At 59.4% G+C, this 15803-nt stretch carries 16 protein-coding genes; 8 read left to right on the forward strand and 8 right to left on the reverse strand.

Annotated elements, in window-relative coordinates:
• Positions 1–17: 17 nt before the first annotated feature.
• The 8 genes from rfaQ (at position 18) to FLQ44_RS05805 (ending at position 8688) form a co-directional block, all read left to right on the forward strand.
• On the forward strand, positions 18–1100 hold the full coding sequence (gene rfaQ / locus FLQ44_RS05770) for a putative lipopolysaccharide heptosyltransferase III (RefSeq protein WP_147693491.1): 1083 nt from the start codon (positions 18–20) through the stop codon (positions 1098–1100).
• On the forward strand, positions 1097–2242 hold the full coding sequence (locus FLQ44_RS05775; RefSeq protein ID WP_147693492.1) for a glycosyltransferase family 4 protein: 1146 nt from the start codon (positions 1097–1099) through the stop codon (positions 2240–2242). Before rfaQ ends, FLQ44_RS05775 begins: the two co-directional genes overlap by 4 nt.
• The gene (locus FLQ44_RS05780; protein ID WP_170252836.1) at positions 2239–3360 is read left to right on the forward strand and encodes a glycosyltransferase family 9 protein; all 1122 of its coding nucleotides are present in this window, start codon (positions 2239–2241) and stop codon (positions 3358–3360) included. The genes FLQ44_RS05775 and FLQ44_RS05780 overlap by 4 nt, the downstream gene beginning before the upstream one ends.
• Positions 3357–4661, forward strand: coding sequence for an O-antigen ligase family protein (locus FLQ44_RS05785; RefSeq protein WP_147693494.1), 1305 nt, complete (start codon positions 3357–3359; stop codon positions 4659–4661). Before FLQ44_RS05780 ends, FLQ44_RS05785 begins: the two co-directional genes overlap by 4 nt.
• On the forward strand, positions 4654–5757 hold the full coding sequence (locus FLQ44_RS05790; RefSeq protein WP_147693495.1) for a glycosyltransferase family 4 protein: 1104 nt from the start codon (positions 4654–4656) through the stop codon (positions 5755–5757). The genes FLQ44_RS05785 and FLQ44_RS05790 overlap by 8 nt, the downstream gene beginning before the upstream one ends.
• Before the next feature lie 2 nt (positions 5758–5759).
• Positions 5760–7505 (forward strand): lipid A export permease/ATP-binding protein MsbA, encoded by a 1746-nt coding sequence (gene msbA, locus FLQ44_RS05795; RefSeq protein WP_147693496.1) that lies wholly within the window; start codon positions 5760–5762, stop codon positions 7503–7505.
• A gap of 254 nt (positions 7506–7759) precedes the next feature.
• Complete coding sequence (locus tag FLQ44_RS05800) at positions 7760–8272, forward strand: GspH/FimT family protein (RefSeq protein ID WP_170252839.1); 513 nt, start codon at positions 7760–7762, stop codon at positions 8270–8272.
• Positions 8272–8688, forward strand: a complete 417-nt coding sequence (locus FLQ44_RS05805; RefSeq protein WP_147693583.1) for a type IV pilin protein — start codon at positions 8272–8274, stop codon at positions 8686–8688. Before FLQ44_RS05800 ends, FLQ44_RS05805 begins: the two co-directional genes overlap by 1 nt.
• Before the next feature lies 1 nt (position 8689).
• Here the strand turns inward: FLQ44_RS05805 and FLQ44_RS05810 are convergent, their stop codons facing one another.
• The 8 genes from FLQ44_RS05810 to FLQ44_RS05845 form a co-directional block, all read right to left on the reverse strand.
• Entirely contained in the window at positions 8690–9076 is a 387-nt protein-coding gene (locus FLQ44_RS05810) for a type IV pilus assembly protein FimV (RefSeq protein ID WP_147693498.1), read from the reverse strand.
• Between the two features lie 84 nt (positions 9077–9160).
• Positions 9161–10246 carry a 3-dehydroquinate synthase gene (gene aroB, locus FLQ44_RS05815; protein WP_147693499.1) on the reverse strand — a complete coding sequence of 362 codons (1086 nt, stop codon included), beginning with the start codon at positions 10244–10246 and terminating at the stop codon, positions 9161–9163.
• 5 nt (positions 10247–10251) lie between these two features.
• Positions 10252–10794 (reverse strand): shikimate kinase AroK, encoded by a 543-nt coding sequence (gene aroK / locus FLQ44_RS05820; RefSeq protein ID WP_206208693.1) that lies wholly within the window; start codon positions 10792–10794, stop codon positions 10252–10254.
• 33 nt (positions 10795–10827) lie between these two features.
• Positions 10828–12963, reverse strand: a complete 2136-nt coding sequence (locus FLQ44_RS05825) for a type IV pilus secretin PilQ (RefSeq protein ID WP_147693500.1) — start codon at positions 12961–12963, stop codon at positions 10828–10830.
• On the reverse strand, positions 12960–13475 hold the full coding sequence (locus FLQ44_RS05830) for a pilus assembly protein PilP (protein ID WP_206208685.1): 516 nt from the start codon (positions 13473–13475) through the stop codon (positions 12960–12962). Before FLQ44_RS05830 ends, FLQ44_RS05825 begins: the two co-directional genes overlap by 4 nt.
• Before the next feature lie 2 nt (positions 13476–13477).
• Positions 13478–14086, reverse strand: coding sequence for a type IV pilus inner membrane component PilO (locus tag FLQ44_RS05835; RefSeq protein ID WP_147688513.1), 609 nt, complete (start codon positions 14084–14086; stop codon positions 13478–13480).
• A complete protein-coding gene (locus FLQ44_RS05840; RefSeq protein ID WP_147693502.1) occupies positions 14083–14652 on the reverse strand; it encodes a PilN domain-containing protein in 570 nt (189 codons plus the stop codon). The genes FLQ44_RS05835 and FLQ44_RS05840 overlap by 4 nt, the downstream gene beginning before the upstream one ends.
• The gene (locus FLQ44_RS05845) at positions 14653–15693 is read right to left on the reverse strand and encodes a pilus assembly protein PilM (protein WP_147693503.1); all 1041 of its coding nucleotides are present in this window, start codon (positions 15691–15693) and stop codon (positions 14653–14655) included.
• Positions 15694–15803: the final 110 nt, after the last annotated feature.

The raw sequence follows: 15803 nt of genomic DNA on the forward strand, positions 1-15803 counted from the left end.
CCGGCTTTTTTCTTTTCATGCTCATAGACGCCATCGATCTGACTGCCGTGCGCCGCGTATTGCTGATCAAGCTACGCCACCACGGCGACGTGCTATTGTCCTCGCCGGTTTTGTCGGCGCTGAAAACGCACGCCCCGCACGCCGAGATAGACGCGCTGGTGTACCACGACACGCGCGAGATGCTGTCTGGTCACCCGGCTTTGTCGCAGCTGCACACCATAGACCGGCAGTGGAAAAAGCATGGCCCGCTGGGCCAGCTGCGGGCCGAGTGGCAGCTGCTGTCGGCGCTGAAAGCCCGTCAGTACGACCTGGTGATCACCCTGACCGAGCATAACCGTGGTGCCTGGCTGGTGCGCCTGCTCAAGCCGCGCTGGTCGGTAGGGCCGCACGGCCCGTATGGGCGCTTCTTCAAAAAAACCTTTACCCACCGCTACCTGCAGGTGCCGGGTAACCGCCGCCACACCGTGGAAATCCACCTGGATGCGCTGCGCCGTATCGGTATCTATCCCGCGCCAGACGCCCGCCGCCTCACGCTACTGCCCGGTGCCGACGCCGAGGCTAGCCTGGCCGCCAAGTTGGCCGCATCGGGCTTGGCTCCTGGCGGTTACGTGCTGGTTCATCCCACCTCGCGCTGGCTGTTCAAAAGCTGGCCGGCAGACAAAATGGCCGAGCTGATCAACCAGCTTACCGCCCGTGGCGAGCAGATCTTGCTGACGGCGGCCCCCAGCGCAGACGAAATGGCCATGCTGGCTGACATTACCGCGCGTTTGCAGCGGCCGGTTGTCAGCCTGGCAGGCCAGCTCAGCCTGAAAGAGCTGGCTGCCGCCATTGCCTCGGCGCGTTTGTACATTGGCGTGGACTCTGTCCCCATGCATATTGCCGCCGCGGTGCAAACGCCCTGCGTGGCCTTGTTTGGCCCGTCCGGCGATATCGAATGGGGCCCGTGGCAGGTCGCACACCGCGTGGTAGCGGCCAACATGGCCTGCCGCCCCTGTGGCAACGCCGGTTGCGGGGGCAGCTGGCGCAGCGAGTGCCTGGAAAAAATCAGCGTACAGCAGGTGTTGGCCGCGGTAGATAGCCTGCAAGAGGAGCTGGCATGAAGCGTATTGCCATCATCCGCCAGAAATTCAACCCCGCCGGTGGTGCCGAGCGCGTGGTGAGCGCCATCCTGCGCCAGCTACAGGGGCATGCTGCGCTGCATACCTTGTTGATAAACCGGAAATGGGAAGCGGTGCCGGGTATCGAGGCGCATAGCGTCAACCCGTTTTATCTGGGCAGTGTGTGGCGGGACTGGGGCTTTGCCCGCGCTGCGCGCCGCTTGTGGCAGGCGCTGGACGCGGCACTGGTGTTATCGCACGAGCGCATTCCCGGCTGCCATGTGTACCGCGCCGATGATGGCGTGCACGCAGCCTGGCTCGCGGTGCGCCGCCAGCGTGGCGGCATGGTTGCCCGTGTGGCGATGGCGCTGAACCCTTACCACCACTACATGCTGGCCATGGAACAGCGCATGTACCGCGACCCGGCGTTTCGCGGCGTGGTGTGTATCTCCGAGATGGTCAAGCGCGACGTGATGCAGTACACCGGCCTGCCGGCCGAGCGTTGCCACGTTATCTACAACGGCATCGACAGCGCGTTTTTCAACCCGCAGGATGCCCGCACCCAGCGCGATACCCTGCGCCAGCAATACGGTGTCAGCGCCGACGCACCGGTGTTGCTCTATGTCGGCTCCGGTTTCGAGCGCAAAGGCCTGGCGCAAGCCCTGCGCGCCATCGTGCCGCACCCCGAGGTGCAGCTGGTGGTGGTGGGCAGCGACAAGAAAAGCCGGCATTACCAGGCGTTAGCCCAGCAGCTGGGCGTGGCGGCGCGTGTGCATTTTGCCGGCGCCCAGCGCGATGTCCGCAGCTACTACGGCATGGCCGATGGCTTCATCCTGCCTTCCATCTACGAGCCATTTGGCCTGGTGGTGGCCGAGGCCATGGCCTGCGGCCTGACGGTGCTTACCAGCACGCGTTGCGGTGGTGGCGAGCTGCTGCAGCCGGGGCAAACCGGCTGGCTGGCCGCACCGGATGCCACGGCCGAATGGCAGCACAATGTAGGCCAATGGTTGGCCGCACGCGCCAGCTGGCCGCAGATGGGTGCACAAGCGCGCCAGGCCGTGCTGCCTTATACCGAGCAGCGCATGGTAGGGCAGATGCTGGCCTTGTTCGCCCGGCTGCTGCCCGACGCGGAGGGCCTGGCATGAAAGGTCGCTTTCCTGGCCGTGTGCTGATTTTTGCTACCTTGTTGTTCCGTTTGCCGTGGCAATGGCTGCGGCGCAAACCGCAGCCGCACACCGTGCAGCGCATTCTGGTGTTGCACCAGTTTTTGCTGGGCGACGCGCTGATGGCTACCAGCTTGCTGGCCAAGCTGCGCGAGCGTTTCCCCCAGGCGGACATCGTGCTGGCCTGCCCGCCACTGCAAGCCGGCCTGTACGACAGCCGCCCCTACGGTGTGCGTGCCATCCCGTGGCACCCGCGTGACTTTGCCAGCATCCGCCGCCTGTTTGCCCTGCCACGTGTTGATATGGTGTACCTGATGGGAGAGAACCGCCTGAGCTACCTGGCCCGCGCCATCGGTGCGCGTTGGATTGTGGGCTTTGACGGCGAGATACCGCATTACAAAAACTGGCTGGTGGATGAGCGCATCCCCTACGCGGATGAGCCGGAAGCGTGGACGGATACCGCCGCCAGGCTGGTAGACGGCCCGGCACCCCAGCCATTCGACCTGGCGCATTGGCCGCTGGGTGAGCAAAGCCTGCCAGCCCTGCCCGCACGCTATGTGGTGCTGCACGTGGGGGCCAGCTCCCCCACGCGCTATTGGCCTAGCGAATACTGGCAAAGCCTGGCGACATCGTTGCGCGAGCGGGGTTTGGCGGTGGTCTGGTCCGGTGGGCCGGGCGAGGATCACCTTATCGAGGGGGTGGCCCCGCTGCCGCAAGATAAGGTTATTTCTGGCACGCTTTCCTTGCCGCAACTGCGTGCGGTGTTGGCCGCAGCCCAGGCCTGCGTGTGCCCTGATACGGGTATTGCCCACCTGGCCAAGATTGCGGGCGTGCCATTGGTGATGCTGTTTGGCCCGGGCAGTGAAACGCTGTTTGGTGCCAGCCATTTCTTTAGCCGGTACACCTGTGTCGGTGCCGGCCCGGCCCTGTTTCCTTGCCGTTTTCAGCGTAGCGTGCACCATCGCCCGGTGGACTGGGCGCTACGTTGCTTCCGGCCTGCCGGCGAGCAGCCAGGTGGCTGCAAGCAGGTGCAATGTATGGCGGCGGTAAGGCCTGAGGCGGTGTTTCAATCTATTCTGACTGCAGGAATCATCACATGAAGGCGCTTGCCATATGGCGTCAGCCGGGTTATTGGGCGGTTCTGCTGGCCATAATCTTTCTGACCGTATCCAATATTTCCCATACGATCGCACTGCGTTACGTGCTGCTGACTGTTTTTCTGGTGTGGGCTTTTGTCGAGAGACAGGTACTAGTGCGTACGCTATCCAGTTGGCAGGTACCAACCTTGCTGTTGGGGAGCTTTCTGCTGTATGCCCTGCTACACAGTGTGGTGCTATCCGGCTGGATGGCCACATCGTTGGCCGAATGGCGTAGTCAGCTACTGATGGGGGGGCTGTGGTTTATTGCTGGAACAGTACTGTTTAGCCGCCAACGCCCTTTGTCCATCATGGATTGCGTAGTGACTGCAGGGCTTTTGCTGGTGGCGGCGGAAGTGTTCATGGCGATGCGCTATTACTACCTGCACGGCTCGTGGCTTTACATGGATGTATTCACTACGGCGACCAAGCTTGAGTTCACGTTTTTTGTGAACTTTGCCATGGCATTTGTGGCCGTGCTTGCCGGTTTTGGTAAGGGTAAGACTCGTTTCCCGCTGTGGTACCTGCTGGCAATTGGTGCCTTGATGTTTTTTGCCAGCTTCCACGCTGGCGCGCGCAATGGCTTGATCGGCCTGAGCTACTTGGTGCTGTCATTTACCTTCATTTATGTACTGACACATCGTCAGCAGCTATCTCGAGCACGGCTCGTGGTTTTGTTGTTGGTAGTGAGCATCGGGATGGTCGGTTTTGTATCCAAAGCTATCCAGAAAGATGCCCGTAATCAGATTTTTGTGCAGTCCGTTACGATGGGTTGGCAGGATCGCGATGGCTTGGGATGGCTGCGTATGGCGCCTTTCCCGTTGCTTGAAGATGGTCGGGCGGTAGATAGCTCTGCTTATGAACGTGTGGCGTGGATTCGTGCCGGTCTGGATCTGGTGGCTGAACGGCCTATGGGATACGGTTATGACAGGAGAGCATTTAGCCAGGCGCTGTTTTCTGTGGGTAAACCCAACCAGATTGGCCATAGCCATAGCGGTTTTATCGATATGGTGGTGGGGCTAGGCGTACCGGGTGTCCTGCTATGGTTATCCTTCTGCGTGAGTCTGATTGTGATCGGTTTGAAGGCTTTTGTTCTGCGTCGTGATGCTGCTGGCTTGGCATTGATGCTGGTAACTTGTGGCTTTCTTGGGCGCATGGTGCTGGAGAGTGTCAGTAAAGATCATATGCTGCATATTTTCCTGTTTACCGTAGCGGCACTGCTTGCACAGATTTATCAGGGTCAGACTGGTAAGTCACATGTCTAGTCACGTTCTTTTCACCGAATCCTCCCCCAATGTCGGCGGGCAGGAACTGCAGCTGATGCAGCAAATGCGCCAGCTGGCCTTGCTGGGCTACCAGCCGGTGCTGGCTTGCCGGCCTGGCAGCCGGGTGGCTGCTGTGGCGCAAGAGCAGGGTTTGCAGGTACTGCCGGTGCGTTTCCGTAACAGCGTGCATTTGCCATCCATTGCCATTCTGCGGCGCTGGATCGCCACGTATCAGCCTCGGCTGGCCATTTGCCATAGCGGGCACGACAGCAACAACCTGGCCATGGCGGCGCGCCTGGTGCGCCATCGCCCTTTCCTGCTGCGCTCGCGTACCTATCAGCCGGGCAAGGCCTCGGCGTGGTCGTATAACCAGCTGGTGGATGCCACCATGCTGCCCAGCCAGTATCTGCGCGATGCCCTGCTGCAGAACCCGGCTATCCGGGCTGAACGCTTGCACGTGGTGTACCCGGGTATCGACTTTGAGCGTATCGACCGCGATGCCCGCGCCGATTTGCCCCTGCCCGTGCAGCAGTGGCTGCACGAACACCCCGGCCCGCTGCTGGTGCAGGCGGCCATGCTGCGCGGCGAAAAGGGCCACCAGACGATCTTGCAGGCCATGGTCTTGCTGCGGGCACGTTGGCCGCACCTGCGCTATGTCATTGCGGGTGAAGGCCCGGAGCTTGCGCATTTGCAGTCAGAAATCACCCGTCTTGGCCTGGCAGACAATGTCTTGTTAGCCGGGATGGTGCAGCCGGTGGCGGCCTTGCTGGCCAGGGCCGACCTGGTGCTGATGCCGTCCAGCTACGAGCCCCTGGGCATGTCGCAGATCGAAGCGCTGGGCCTGGGCGTGCCCGTACTGGCCAGCCGTACCGGCGGTATTCCCGAAACCATTACCGACGGGCAAACCGGCTGCTTGCTGCCGCCGGGTGAGGTGCAGGCCTGGGCCGGCGCCATTGACCATGCCTTATTGCACCCCGACAAGATGCAAAGCCTGGCCCAGGCAGGTTGCCAGGACGTGCGCCACCGCTTTTCACCCCATACCAATACTGCCCGCCTGCTGGCGCTGGCAGGGTTGGCCGCTACTGCCGTGAAGTGACCATGAACGACTCATTCAAACATAGCTGGCGGGTGTATCGCCGGCTGCTCGCCTACATCCAGCGTTACTGGAAAGTACTGATCCTGTCGTTGGTTTCCATGACCATCGCCGCGTTGACCGAGGCGGCGTTTGCCCGCCTGCTCAAACCGCTGATCGATGGCGGCTTTGTCAGCAAAGACCCGGACACCATCCGCTGGGTGCCGCTGGCCATCATCGGTGTATTCATGCTGCGTGGCCTCACCAGCTTTATCAATGAATACACGGCCAGCTGGCTGACTGGCCGCCTGGTGCAGACCCTGCGTGAGGAGATGTTTGCCAAGCTTTTGCGCCTGCCGGTGAGCTTTTACGACGAAAGCCAGTCCGGGCGGCTGATTTCGCGTATTGCCAACGACGTGAACCAGGTGACCGAGGCGGGTTTCAATGTGATCACCGTGGCGGTAAAAGACGGCGTCACCACGCTGGGTTTGCTGGCATTGCTGCTGTATACCGATTGGCAGCTCACGCTGATCTGCTTTGTGGTGATGCCTGCCGTTACCGCCTGCATGCATTTTGTCGGCAAGCGCCTGCGTGGCCTGGCGCGGGAAAACCAGCTGCGTATGGCCCAGATGACCCAGGTGGTGAGCGAGAGCATCGATTGCCAGAAAGTGGTCAAGATCTACGGTGGCGAAAGCTACGAGATCGGCCGCTTTCACGAGGCCGCCGATGCGCTGCGCCGTAATCAGGTCAAGCAAAGCGCGGCCAGCTCGGCCAATACGGGTGTGACCCAGCTGATGATTGCCTGCGCGCTGGCTGCCATCCTGTATTTCGCCGCGCTGCGTGCACAGCATGGTGATTTCAGTGCGGGCGACTTCATGTCTTTCCTTACGGCCATGATGCTGCTGTTCGCGCCGATCAAGCGCATCACCGGTATCTCGCAGGCGCTGCAGCGTGGTCTGGCTGCCGCCGAGACCATTTTCCAGTTTCTGGATGAGCCGGAAGAGAAAAACACCGGTGCGGCCATGTTGCACAAGACCCGTGGCGAACTGGAGATCGTTAACCTGTCGTTTAGCTACCCGGGGGTAGAGAAGCGCGCCTTGCAGCAGATCAATCTGGCCATTCGTGCCGGTGAAACTGTCGCATTGGTGGGCTCGTCCGGCTCGGGCAAAACCACGCTGGCTAGCCTGGTGCCGCGTTTTTACGAGCCAGAAAGCGGCCAGCTGTTGCTGGATGGCAAGCCACTGGCAGACTACGCTCTGCCGGCGCTGCGTCAGCAGATAGCACTGGTGAGCCAGGACGTGGTGCTGTTTAACGATACCGTGGCGGCCAACATTGCCTACGGTGCCTTGAATCAGGTAAGCCGCGAGCAGGTTATCGAGGCGGCGCGTGCGGCCAACGCGCTGGACTTTATCGAGGCGCTACCACAAGGCTTTGATACCGAAATCGGTGAAAACGGCACCCGTCTGTCGGGTGGACAGCGCCAGCGTCTGGCCATTGCACGTGCCCTGTTAAAAAATGCACCGTTACTGATTCTGGATGAGGCGACTTCTGCACTGGATACCGAGTCCGAGCGCCTGGTGCAGGCGGCACTGGATAACCTGATGAAGAACCGCACCACGCTGGTGATTGCGCATCGTCTGTCTACGATTGAGCAAGCCGACCGTATCGTGGTGATGCATCAGGGCGAGATCGTCGAGACCGGTACCCATCAATCGCTGCTGGCAGCCGAAGGTTTTTACGCCAGGCTACACAGCATGCAATTTACGGAATAGCCGATACTGGGCAGACCAAACCGCAGCCGGGTGCTGCGGTTTTTTATTTTGGGCATGGATTATTGAATAGTCGGTGCTGCTTGAACCACTTTCATGAATAGATACAGTCGGTGTACCGCTGCTGAAAAATACATTGACATGGATAAAAGTGCTTTCCTAAGCTGCCACATCTCATTCATCCTGCATCACAGCCACACTTGTGCTGCCGGGTTGGCGCGGGGGGGAAGATGTCTCGGACACAACACGGAATAGGCTTGCTGGAGCTACTGCTGGTGATGGCCTTGCTGCTATTGCTATGGACTTGGTCGGCCGCCCCGTATGCGCGTTTCCAGGAGCAGCAAGCCGTCGATACGCAGCTATCGCGCATTGCATCCGGCTTGATGCGGGTGCGCAGCGAAGCGATTACCCGCAATGCCTCGGTGCATATCTGCATCGGCAATTTGAAATCAAACCTGGATATCCAGGGCTGCCAGCAAGTCGCTATGGAAGCAAATGGCTACCCTTTGTCCGAGGGCATCCTGTTCTTCATCGATAGTGCTGGCGGCAGGCCGGGCTTGTACGACAGCAAGGAAGCCATGGATGTACTGACGTTACCGCCTGGTATGCGCCTGCAGTTGTTCAGCAGCGTCCCCAGCTACCGTATACAGCCCAGCGGCGTGCTGTCTGCCCATGGTGGCGTCAGCTATACCGCTCGTGGCCTGGGGAGTGGTTTGTGCCGGCGTTTGCAGGTCAGTGCGACGGGCTTTCGCAAGCTGAGTGACTGCTGATGGCCAGCCGCGGCTTTACGCTGCTGGAGATGATGGTGGCACTGGCGATCGCCACCATTCTGACCATGTTGGCCGCATGGCGTTATCAGGCCGAGCAAGAGCGTGCAGCCCAGGCTGCCGTGGCAGCACTACTTCACCACAATGCCGTGTTCATGGAGCAATACTACAGCCAGCATGGCCGTTACAAAGAAACGGCGGCAAGCTGGCCTGGTTTGCCGCATACGCAGTACCCGGCACAGGGTACTGCGCGTTATAGGTTGGCTTTTGCTTCTGCCGCACGCAATACAGACAATGGCTATTTTGTCTTGCGGGCCACAGCGGAGGATGAGCAGCTGGGCTATGTCGAGCTGACGCAGACCGGCATCATGAAATACTGCGTACCCGATGGCAGCAAAGAACGCTGCCGTTTGGCCTAGCTCAGGCCTGGTACATGAACAGGGGTTCGTAAGGGGCCAGCTCCTGCCCTGCAGTACAGATGGTATGCCAGGATGGTTGGCCGGAAAGCTGAGGGGCCAGCTCTCTTGCCAGCTTGCAATAGCCTGGAATGTCACGCAGGTAGGCTAGTGTCTGCAGTAGCAGCATCTTGGCCTCCAGGTTATCCGGCTCGCAGCGCAATGTATGGCTTAGCACCTGAAATGCTTCGCGGCGCTTACCGTAGGCCAGGAAAACTTCGGCTTCCCCGATAGGGTCGATCAGCCTTTCGCGTGGCGGCACATAGCGCCACGGGCTGAGACGGTGGCTGAGCAGGCCACATTCCTGGCTGGTCTGCACTTTATCGGCGAGTATTTTGGCAAGGCCTAACATAGCAATCTCCTGAGCGAGTGTTGCTATTGTCCAGCCTTCTATCCGCGCTGCCTATTCGTAGAAATTCGTAGTATCCGTACGGTGCTATTCGGCGATGAAGCGGCTGTGCAGGGTGGCGTGCAGTACCGTATCTGGTAGCGTTGCGACAATGGCATGGCCCAGTTCGCGCATCAGCACGAAGCGGATGGCGCCATCGCTCACTTTTTTGTCATGGCTCATGTGCTCCAGCCATTCGCCATAACCCAGGTTGGGGCTGACGGTGGGTAAGCCAGCGGCATGCAGCAAGGCTTCGATGCGGCCAACATCGGCATCGCTCAGATAACCTAGCTGGCGGGAGGCTTCTGCTGCCAGCATCATGCCCGCTGCTACGGCCTCGCCGTGCAGCCAGGTACCAAACCCCAGCCCGGCTTCGATGGCATGGCCAAAGGTATGGCCCAGGTTCAGTAGCGCCCTGACACCGCTTTCGCGCTCGTCCTGGCTCACGATATCGGCTTTCATGGCACAGCAGCGCCGTACCGCCTCGGCCAGCACGGTTTTGTCTTTGGCGCGTAGCGCCGGCATATTGTCTTCCAGCCAGCCAATAAAGCTGGCATCGCCCAGCAGGCCGTACTTGATCACTTCGGCCAGGCCAGCCGACAGCTCGCGCTCCGGCAGGGTGTCCAGCAGCATCATGTCCGCGATAACGGCTTTGGGCTGGTAGAACGCACCAATCATGTTTTTGCCAAGCGGGTGGTTGATGGCTGTTTTGCCACCGACAGAGGAATCTACCTGCGACAGCAGGGTAGTCGGTACCTGGATAAACGGTACGCCACGCTGGTAGCTGGCCGCAGCAAACCCCACCATATCGCCAATCACGCCACCGCCCAGGGCAATCAGGGTGGTGCTGCGCTCGCATTTATGGCGCAGCAAGGCGTCAAAAATCAGGTTCAGGGTTTCCCAGGTTTTGAAGTCTTCGCCATCGGGCAGGGTGACGGTGAGAATGCTGACACCGTGCTGTTCCAGTGCGGCTTTGAGTGGTGCCAGATAGAGCGGCGCCACGGTGGTATTGCTGATGATCACGGCTTTTTTCTGCTTCAGATGGGGCAAGAGCAGCTCGGCATTACCCAGGATGTGCTGGCCGATATAGATGGGGTAGCGTGTGTCTGGCAGGGTGAGATTTAGCGTGATCATGGCGTTTAGCGGGGTTTGCTTTGAAGGGATAACAGCCGTTGTTCCAGCCGGTGAATCAGCACGTTCACATTCTGGTGCGAGGTGTCTATCACGATGTCGGCAATTTCACGGTACAGCGGGTCGCGTACGGCAAACAGCTCTTCCAGCTTGCTGCGCGGGTCGGCAGTTTGTAGCAGAGGGCGGCTCTTGTCGTGCTGAGTGCGTGCCAGGATGTCATCGATCTGGGCGCGCAGGTAGATCACCGTGCCGTGCTTGCGTAGTGCCTGGCGGTTTTCCGGCGCCAGGATGGCGCCGCCGCCGGTGGCCAGCACAATGCCTTGCTGCTGGCATAGCTCGGCGATGGTATCGCGTTCGCGCTCGCGGAATTTCGGCTCACCCTCGATATCGAAAATCGTGGTGATACGCACGCCTGTACGACGCTCGATTTCATGGTCCGAGTCGTAGAAGGTTTTGCCCGTATGCCTTGCCAGTGTGCGGCCAACCGTGGTTTTGCCGGAGCCCATCAGGCCCACCAGAAAAAAATTGCCTGCCAGTTCCATGGCAGGCATTGTATCGGATGACTTCATAACGTGTCTGCTAGCTTAGCGGCTGATGAACTCATTCTCCACGATACGTGGCGTGATGAAAACCAGCAGTTCGCGGCGGTTATTGGTATTGGAACTGTTGCGGAACAATGCACCGACCACAGGCAGGTCACCCAGCAGGGGCACACGGTTTTCTACCGTGTTTTGTTCCTGGATATAAATGCCACCAATCACCACGGTGCCGCCATTTTCTACGCGTACTTCGGTGTCCACGGTCTTGTTATCGATAGCCGGGTTTTCACCCACTTTCAGCTTGGTGTTGGGGGTGTCTTTGGTGATATTCAGCTTCAGGACAATATCGTCCTCTGGTGTTACCTGCGGGGTAACGGACAGGCTCAGGTTGGCTTTCTTGAAGGTGGTGGACGATTTGCCGTTGTCGTCTACGGTCTGGTAGGGGATTTCCGTCCCTTCCGTGATGGTGGCTTTGGTGCGGTCCGCGGTGAGAATACGCGGGCTGGATACCACCTTGCCGCGGTCTTCTGCCTGCATGGCGGACAGCTCCAGGCCGATAATCGAGCTGGCCCCCTTGAAAATGGCCGCAATCGAGGCACCAGACAGCGACGATGGCAGGCTCACGTTCGGGTTGAAAGTTACGTCGCCGCCAGGAATGCCGCCAATAGGCACGGTACCGCCATTGGCCAGCGAGCCGACCGAGGTATCGCCACCGGCACGGGTGTATTGCAGGCGTACGCCCAGGTCACGCTGGAAGTTGTCTTTTGCCTCGACAATACGCGCCTCGATCAGCACCTGGCGTAGTGGCATGTCCAGTGTCTGAATCACCTTGCGGATTTCTTCTATGACGGAGATACGCTCGCGGATGATGATCTTGTTGGAGCGCGGGTCAACCAGAATGGCTGCCTTGGTGCTGTTACTGCTGCTACCGCCTTGTGCCGAGGTGCTGCTTTCGCTGTAGAAACCGGCCAGGTCTTTCAGCGCCTCGCGAATCTCTTCGGCAGCGCGGTATTTGATCTGGAAGGTTTCGGTAATGATGGGCTCGTTGGTGGTGCGCTGTTTTTGCGATTCGGCGGCCTGGCGCTCGATGGCCAGCAGCTCTTCACGCGGGGCGATGCGTACCACGTTGCCGACCTGGCGTTTTTCCAGGTTTTTTTGTGCCAGGATCAAGTCCAGTGCCTGGTCCCAGGGAACGTCTTTCAGGCGCAGTGTCAGCGTGCCGTTGACCGAGTCGCTGGTGATGATGTTCATGCCGGTAAATTCGGCAATGACTTGCAGCAGGGAGCGTACTTCCACGTTCTGGAAGTTCAGCGACAGTTTCTCCCCTTTATAGTTGGCCTTGCCTTGTGCCAGCAGTGCGGCTTCTACCTCTTCGGCCGAGCTCTTGCGTACTTCTACCACCAGGCGTTTGTCGGTCTGGTAAGAGGAGTAAGCCCAGTCGCCTTCGGATTGCACGGTGATACGGCTGCCGCTGCCTTGGTTGGTGGCATCGATACGGCGTGCCGGGGTGGCAAAGTCGGTCACATCCAGGCGGCGCTCCAGGTGGCGCGGTACTTTCACGCCAGCCAGGTCGATAACGACGGACTTGCCTTCGCGCTTGATATCTACCGGTGTGCTGGCACTGTTCAGGTCGATCAGGATGCGCGCTTCGCCATTGTCGCCCCGTTTGAAATCAACATTTTGCACCACGCCATTCGGCGCCATGGCGTGCGGGGCGGCTGCCACGACAGGGGGCAAAATCTCGGTCGGGGTTTCGGTGCGGCCAACTATCGGGTTTTGCTGGCTGGCGTGACTGGGGCCATTCAGGGTGATCAGCAGTTTGTTGTCCTGCATCGCGCTGGTGTACGCGGTGGATTTGCTCAGGTTCAGCACCAGGCGTGCCTTGCCCTGGCCTTCTACCAGGGTGGCCGTGTTAAGCAGGCTGGCCGCAAATGGCAGCTGGCTTTTACCGGTGAGGTTGCGTGTGTCGGGGAAGTCGAAGGCGACGCGTGGCGGGTTCGAAATGGCAAAACTATTGGGCGCGGCAGGCAGGGCGGTATTGAAGGTCAGCGCCAGTACTTGCTGGTCCTGGCTGTTCTTGATCAGCTCGATACCGGTAATACCATTGGCCGCCCACGCTGCCTGGGTCAGGCCGGCAAGCAACATGGCACAAGCGAGGTGCGTCAGGGTCATTGTTTTCATGGTGTTTTTCCTTGTTCCTGAAGCAGGTAGAGGTTGTTGTCCTGTTTTACCCACTCGCCGTTCACATCCTCGACAGTTTCTTCCAGTTTGATTTCGGTTTCTGCCACGGCACGTACCATGCCGTAATTGGGGCCGATGAAGCTGCCCACCCGTACACGGTAAATGCCACCTTCCGGTGTCTGGATCAGCCCCAGGCGCTCTGATTTCAGCAGTATGGTGCCGACCAGCTTGAGCTTGTCCAGCTCGTAGTTTTCCAGTATTTCGCGCGGCCTGCCGGTATCTGGCAGGTTGCCTGCGGTGTTCTTGCGCGCTATCTGCAGGCGGTTGGTTTCAAATGGCGAGACCAGGTCTTGCCCGCGGTACTGGTAAGGTTTGTAGGGTTCGATCTGCGGCAGAGGCTCTACCTGGCCGTGCAGGCCGCTACCGGCCTGCTGCATCCATTGTTCCAGGTCGTCCTGCTCGGTAAAGCTGCAGCCTGCCAGTAGCAGCAGAAGGGGAATAAGTCGCGTCATGGTCATTTCGGTGCAGAGAGTTTCTCTTCTGCCTCCAGCGCGCGGTAGGTTTTGGCGGTGGCCATCATGACCAGGCGGTTGCTCTTTGCGTCGCCCACGGGGGTGAGCGAGATGTCGCTGATGGTGACGATGCGCGACAGCTGGGACACGTCGGTAACAAACGCGGCCAACTCGTTATAGGTACCGGTAAGCCGTATCTGGATGGGGAGCTCGGCCATCTGGTCGGTTTTTACCTCGCCTGCCGGGCGGAACAGCTCGAACTGCAGGCCGCGGCCGATACCGGCCTGGTTAATCTCGGTGAGCAGCGAATCCATTTCCGACTTGGTCGGCAGCTGTTTGAGTAGCGTACCGAAGGAGACTTCTATCTGCTTGAGCTGGTTTTCCAGTGCCACCAGGTTACTGGCCTGGCGCTTTTTGTCGACGAAGGTCTGGCGCAGCTGCTCTTCTTGTAGCCGGGCTTGTTCGATCTCGTCCTGCACCGACGAGAACACAGCCATGTACGCTGCACCCAATACCAGCAATACCAGCAGGCACAGGGCCGCCAGCTGCCCGGGCAGGGGCCAGTTCGGCATGTCCTTGAAGTCGAGATTACGTACTTCGTCTAGGGTCATTGTGGTGCTCCGGTGCTGGGCGTGTGCTGGGCTTTGAGTGCCACGCTCAGGCTAAACTGGTTGGCGCGTATTTTGTCTACGTTGGCCGCGCTGACTTCGATCAATACCGGGTCGGCAAAAGTACTGGATTCCGCCATATTGCGCATGAAGGCAGATACGCGGGCGCTAGAGAGCGCATAGCCGCTGAGCGCAATGCTGCTGCCGGTCTGGCGGAAATCTTTCAGGTAGACGCCTTCGGGAACCAGCCGGATCAGCTCATCAAAAACGTAGACTGCCTGTGTGCGGTCAAACTGCAGTTTTTCTACCAGCTGCTTGCGTGACAGCAGAACGGCTTTTTTCTGGCGCAGAGTCTCGATATTGCTGAGTTTGCTATTGATCTTGTTGATTTCTTCTTCCAGGCGCTGATTGCGTGCCAGCTGGCTGGCTTTCTGGTCTTCCAGTGCCATGTGGCACAGGTAGGTCAGACCTAGCGCTACCAGCACGCTACACAGCAGCAAGGTCTGGAAGCGTTTGCGATGGGCCGCTTTTTTCTGTTCGCGATGTGGCAGCAGGTTAATGCGGATCATCTAGTCAAATCTCCGCAGGGCCAGGCCGCACGACACCAGGAGCGACGGCGCATCGAGCAGCAGCTCTTTGAGCTGTATGCCTTGTGCCTGTGTCATGGTGGTAAACGGGTTGGCAATCATGGTGCTGATCTGTGTACGGTTCAGGATGGCGTCGTCCAGGCCGGACAGCATGCTGCAGCCGCCGGCCAGCAGGATGTAGTCCACGCGCAGGTATTGCGACACACTCACCGTGGTATAGAAAAACTGCAAGGCGCGCTGGATTTCCTGCGCGAGCGAATCCACAAAGGGATAGAGCAGCTCTGACTCGTAGCCGTCCGGCAGCGACATGCTGCGTTTGCCGGCTTCTGCTTCTTCGTAGGTATAGCCATAGCGGCGCTGGATGTCGCGCGTGAGCTGCACACCGCCAAACACCTGTTCGCGGTAGTAAAGCTGCTGGCCATTACGTATTACCGAGCAGTGAATCTTGCTGGCACCGATATCAAACAAGGCAAACGTCTGATTCATGCCTTGGTCTGGCAGCTGCTGCTGGATCTGCTCGAAGGCGGTCATCATGGCAAAGGCATCGATGTCGACAATCTCTACCTTCAGGCCCGCCATTTCGGCCACTGCCACGCGCTCTTCCACTTTTTCTTTGCGAGAGGCGCAGATCATCACGTCCAGGTCGTCGGCGCTATTGCTGGAGGGGCCCAGTACCTGATAGTCCAGGTTTACTTCGTCCAGCGGAAACGGGATGTACTGGTTGGCTTCGTTTTCAACCTGCATTTCCAGGTCATCCCCCAATGCACCGGCCGGCACCAGGATTTTCTTGTAAATGGCCATGGACGTAGGCAGAGCAATGGCGGCGCGGCGTGTCGGCGAGCCCAGACGGTGCCAGGCACGGCGAATGGCGTCGGCCACTTCGTCCATATTATTGATGTTGCCGTCGGTAATCAGGTCTTTGGCTAGCGGCTCCACCACATAGCGCTCCAGCTGCGGGGTACGGCCGCTGCGGCTGAGTTCTACCATCTTGATGGAGGTGGAGCTGATATCCAGGCCAAGCATGGATTGACGTGAGGAGGGGAGCCAGCTGCTCAGCAGCTGTTGAAGGCGGTTTCTATCGAAACGACTTTTTTCTCCGGGCATCATTATCTGGTGCCGCCATCGCGGGCTGG

Source organism: Vogesella mureinivorans (genome assembly GCF_007644035.1).
GTDB lineage: Bacteria > Pseudomonadota > Gammaproteobacteria > Burkholderiales > Chromobacteriaceae > Vogesella > Vogesella mureinivorans.

Excerpts from the sequence above, each read along its gene's own strand:
- rfaQ (WP_147693491.1), top strand. The coding sequence starts at position 18 with ATGCTCATAGACGCCATCGATCTGACTGCCGTGCGCCGCGTATTGCTG.
- FLQ44_RS05775 (WP_147693492.1), top strand. The coding sequence starts at position 1,097 with ATGAAGCGTATTGCCATCATCCGCCAGAAATTCAACCCCGCCGGTGGT.
- FLQ44_RS05780 (WP_170252836.1), top strand. The coding sequence starts at position 2,239 with ATGAAAGGTCGCTTTCCTGGCCGTGTGCTGATTTTTGCTACCTTGTTG.
- FLQ44_RS05785 (WP_147693494.1), top strand. The coding sequence starts at position 3,357 with ATGAAGGCGCTTGCCATATGGCGTCAGCCGGGTTATTGGGCGGTTCTG.
- FLQ44_RS05790 (WP_147693495.1), top strand. The coding sequence starts at position 4,654 with ATGTCTAGTCACGTTCTTTTCACCGAATCCTCCCCCAATGTCGGCGGG.
- msbA (WP_147693496.1), top strand. The coding sequence starts at position 5,760 with ATGAACGACTCATTCAAACATAGCTGGCGGGTGTATCGCCGGCTGCTC.
- FLQ44_RS05805 (WP_147693583.1), top strand. The coding sequence starts at position 8,272 with ATGGCCAGCCGCGGCTTTACGCTGCTGGAGATGATGGTGGCACTGGCG.
- FLQ44_RS05810 (WP_147693498.1), bottom strand. The coding sequence starts at position 9,076 with ATGTTAGGCCTTGCCAAAATACTCGCCGATAAAGTGCAGACCAGCCAG.
- aroB (WP_147693499.1), bottom strand. The coding sequence starts at position 10,246 with ATGATCACGCTAAATCTCACCCTGCCAGACACACGCTACCCCATCTAT.
- aroK (WP_206208693.1), bottom strand. The coding sequence starts at position 10,794 with ATGCCTGCCATGGAACTGGCAGGCAATTTTTTTCTGGTGGGCCTGATG.
- FLQ44_RS05825 (WP_147693500.1), bottom strand. The coding sequence starts at position 12,963 with ATGAAAACAATGACCCTGACGCACCTCGCTTGTGCCATGTTGCTTGCC.
- FLQ44_RS05830 (WP_206208685.1), bottom strand. The coding sequence starts at position 13,475 with ATGACGCGACTTATTCCCCTTCTGCTGCTACTGGCAGGCTGCAGCTTT.
- FLQ44_RS05835 (WP_147688513.1), bottom strand. The coding sequence starts at position 14,086 with ATGACCCTAGACGAAGTACGTAATCTCGACTTCAAGGACATGCCGAAC.
- FLQ44_RS05840 (WP_147693502.1), bottom strand. The coding sequence starts at position 14,652 with ATGATCCGCATTAACCTGCTGCCACATCGCGAACAGAAAAAAGCGGCC.
- FLQ44_RS05845 (WP_147693503.1), bottom strand. The coding sequence starts at position 15,693 with ATGCTTGGCCTGGATATCAGCTCCACCTCCATCAAGATGGTAGAACTC.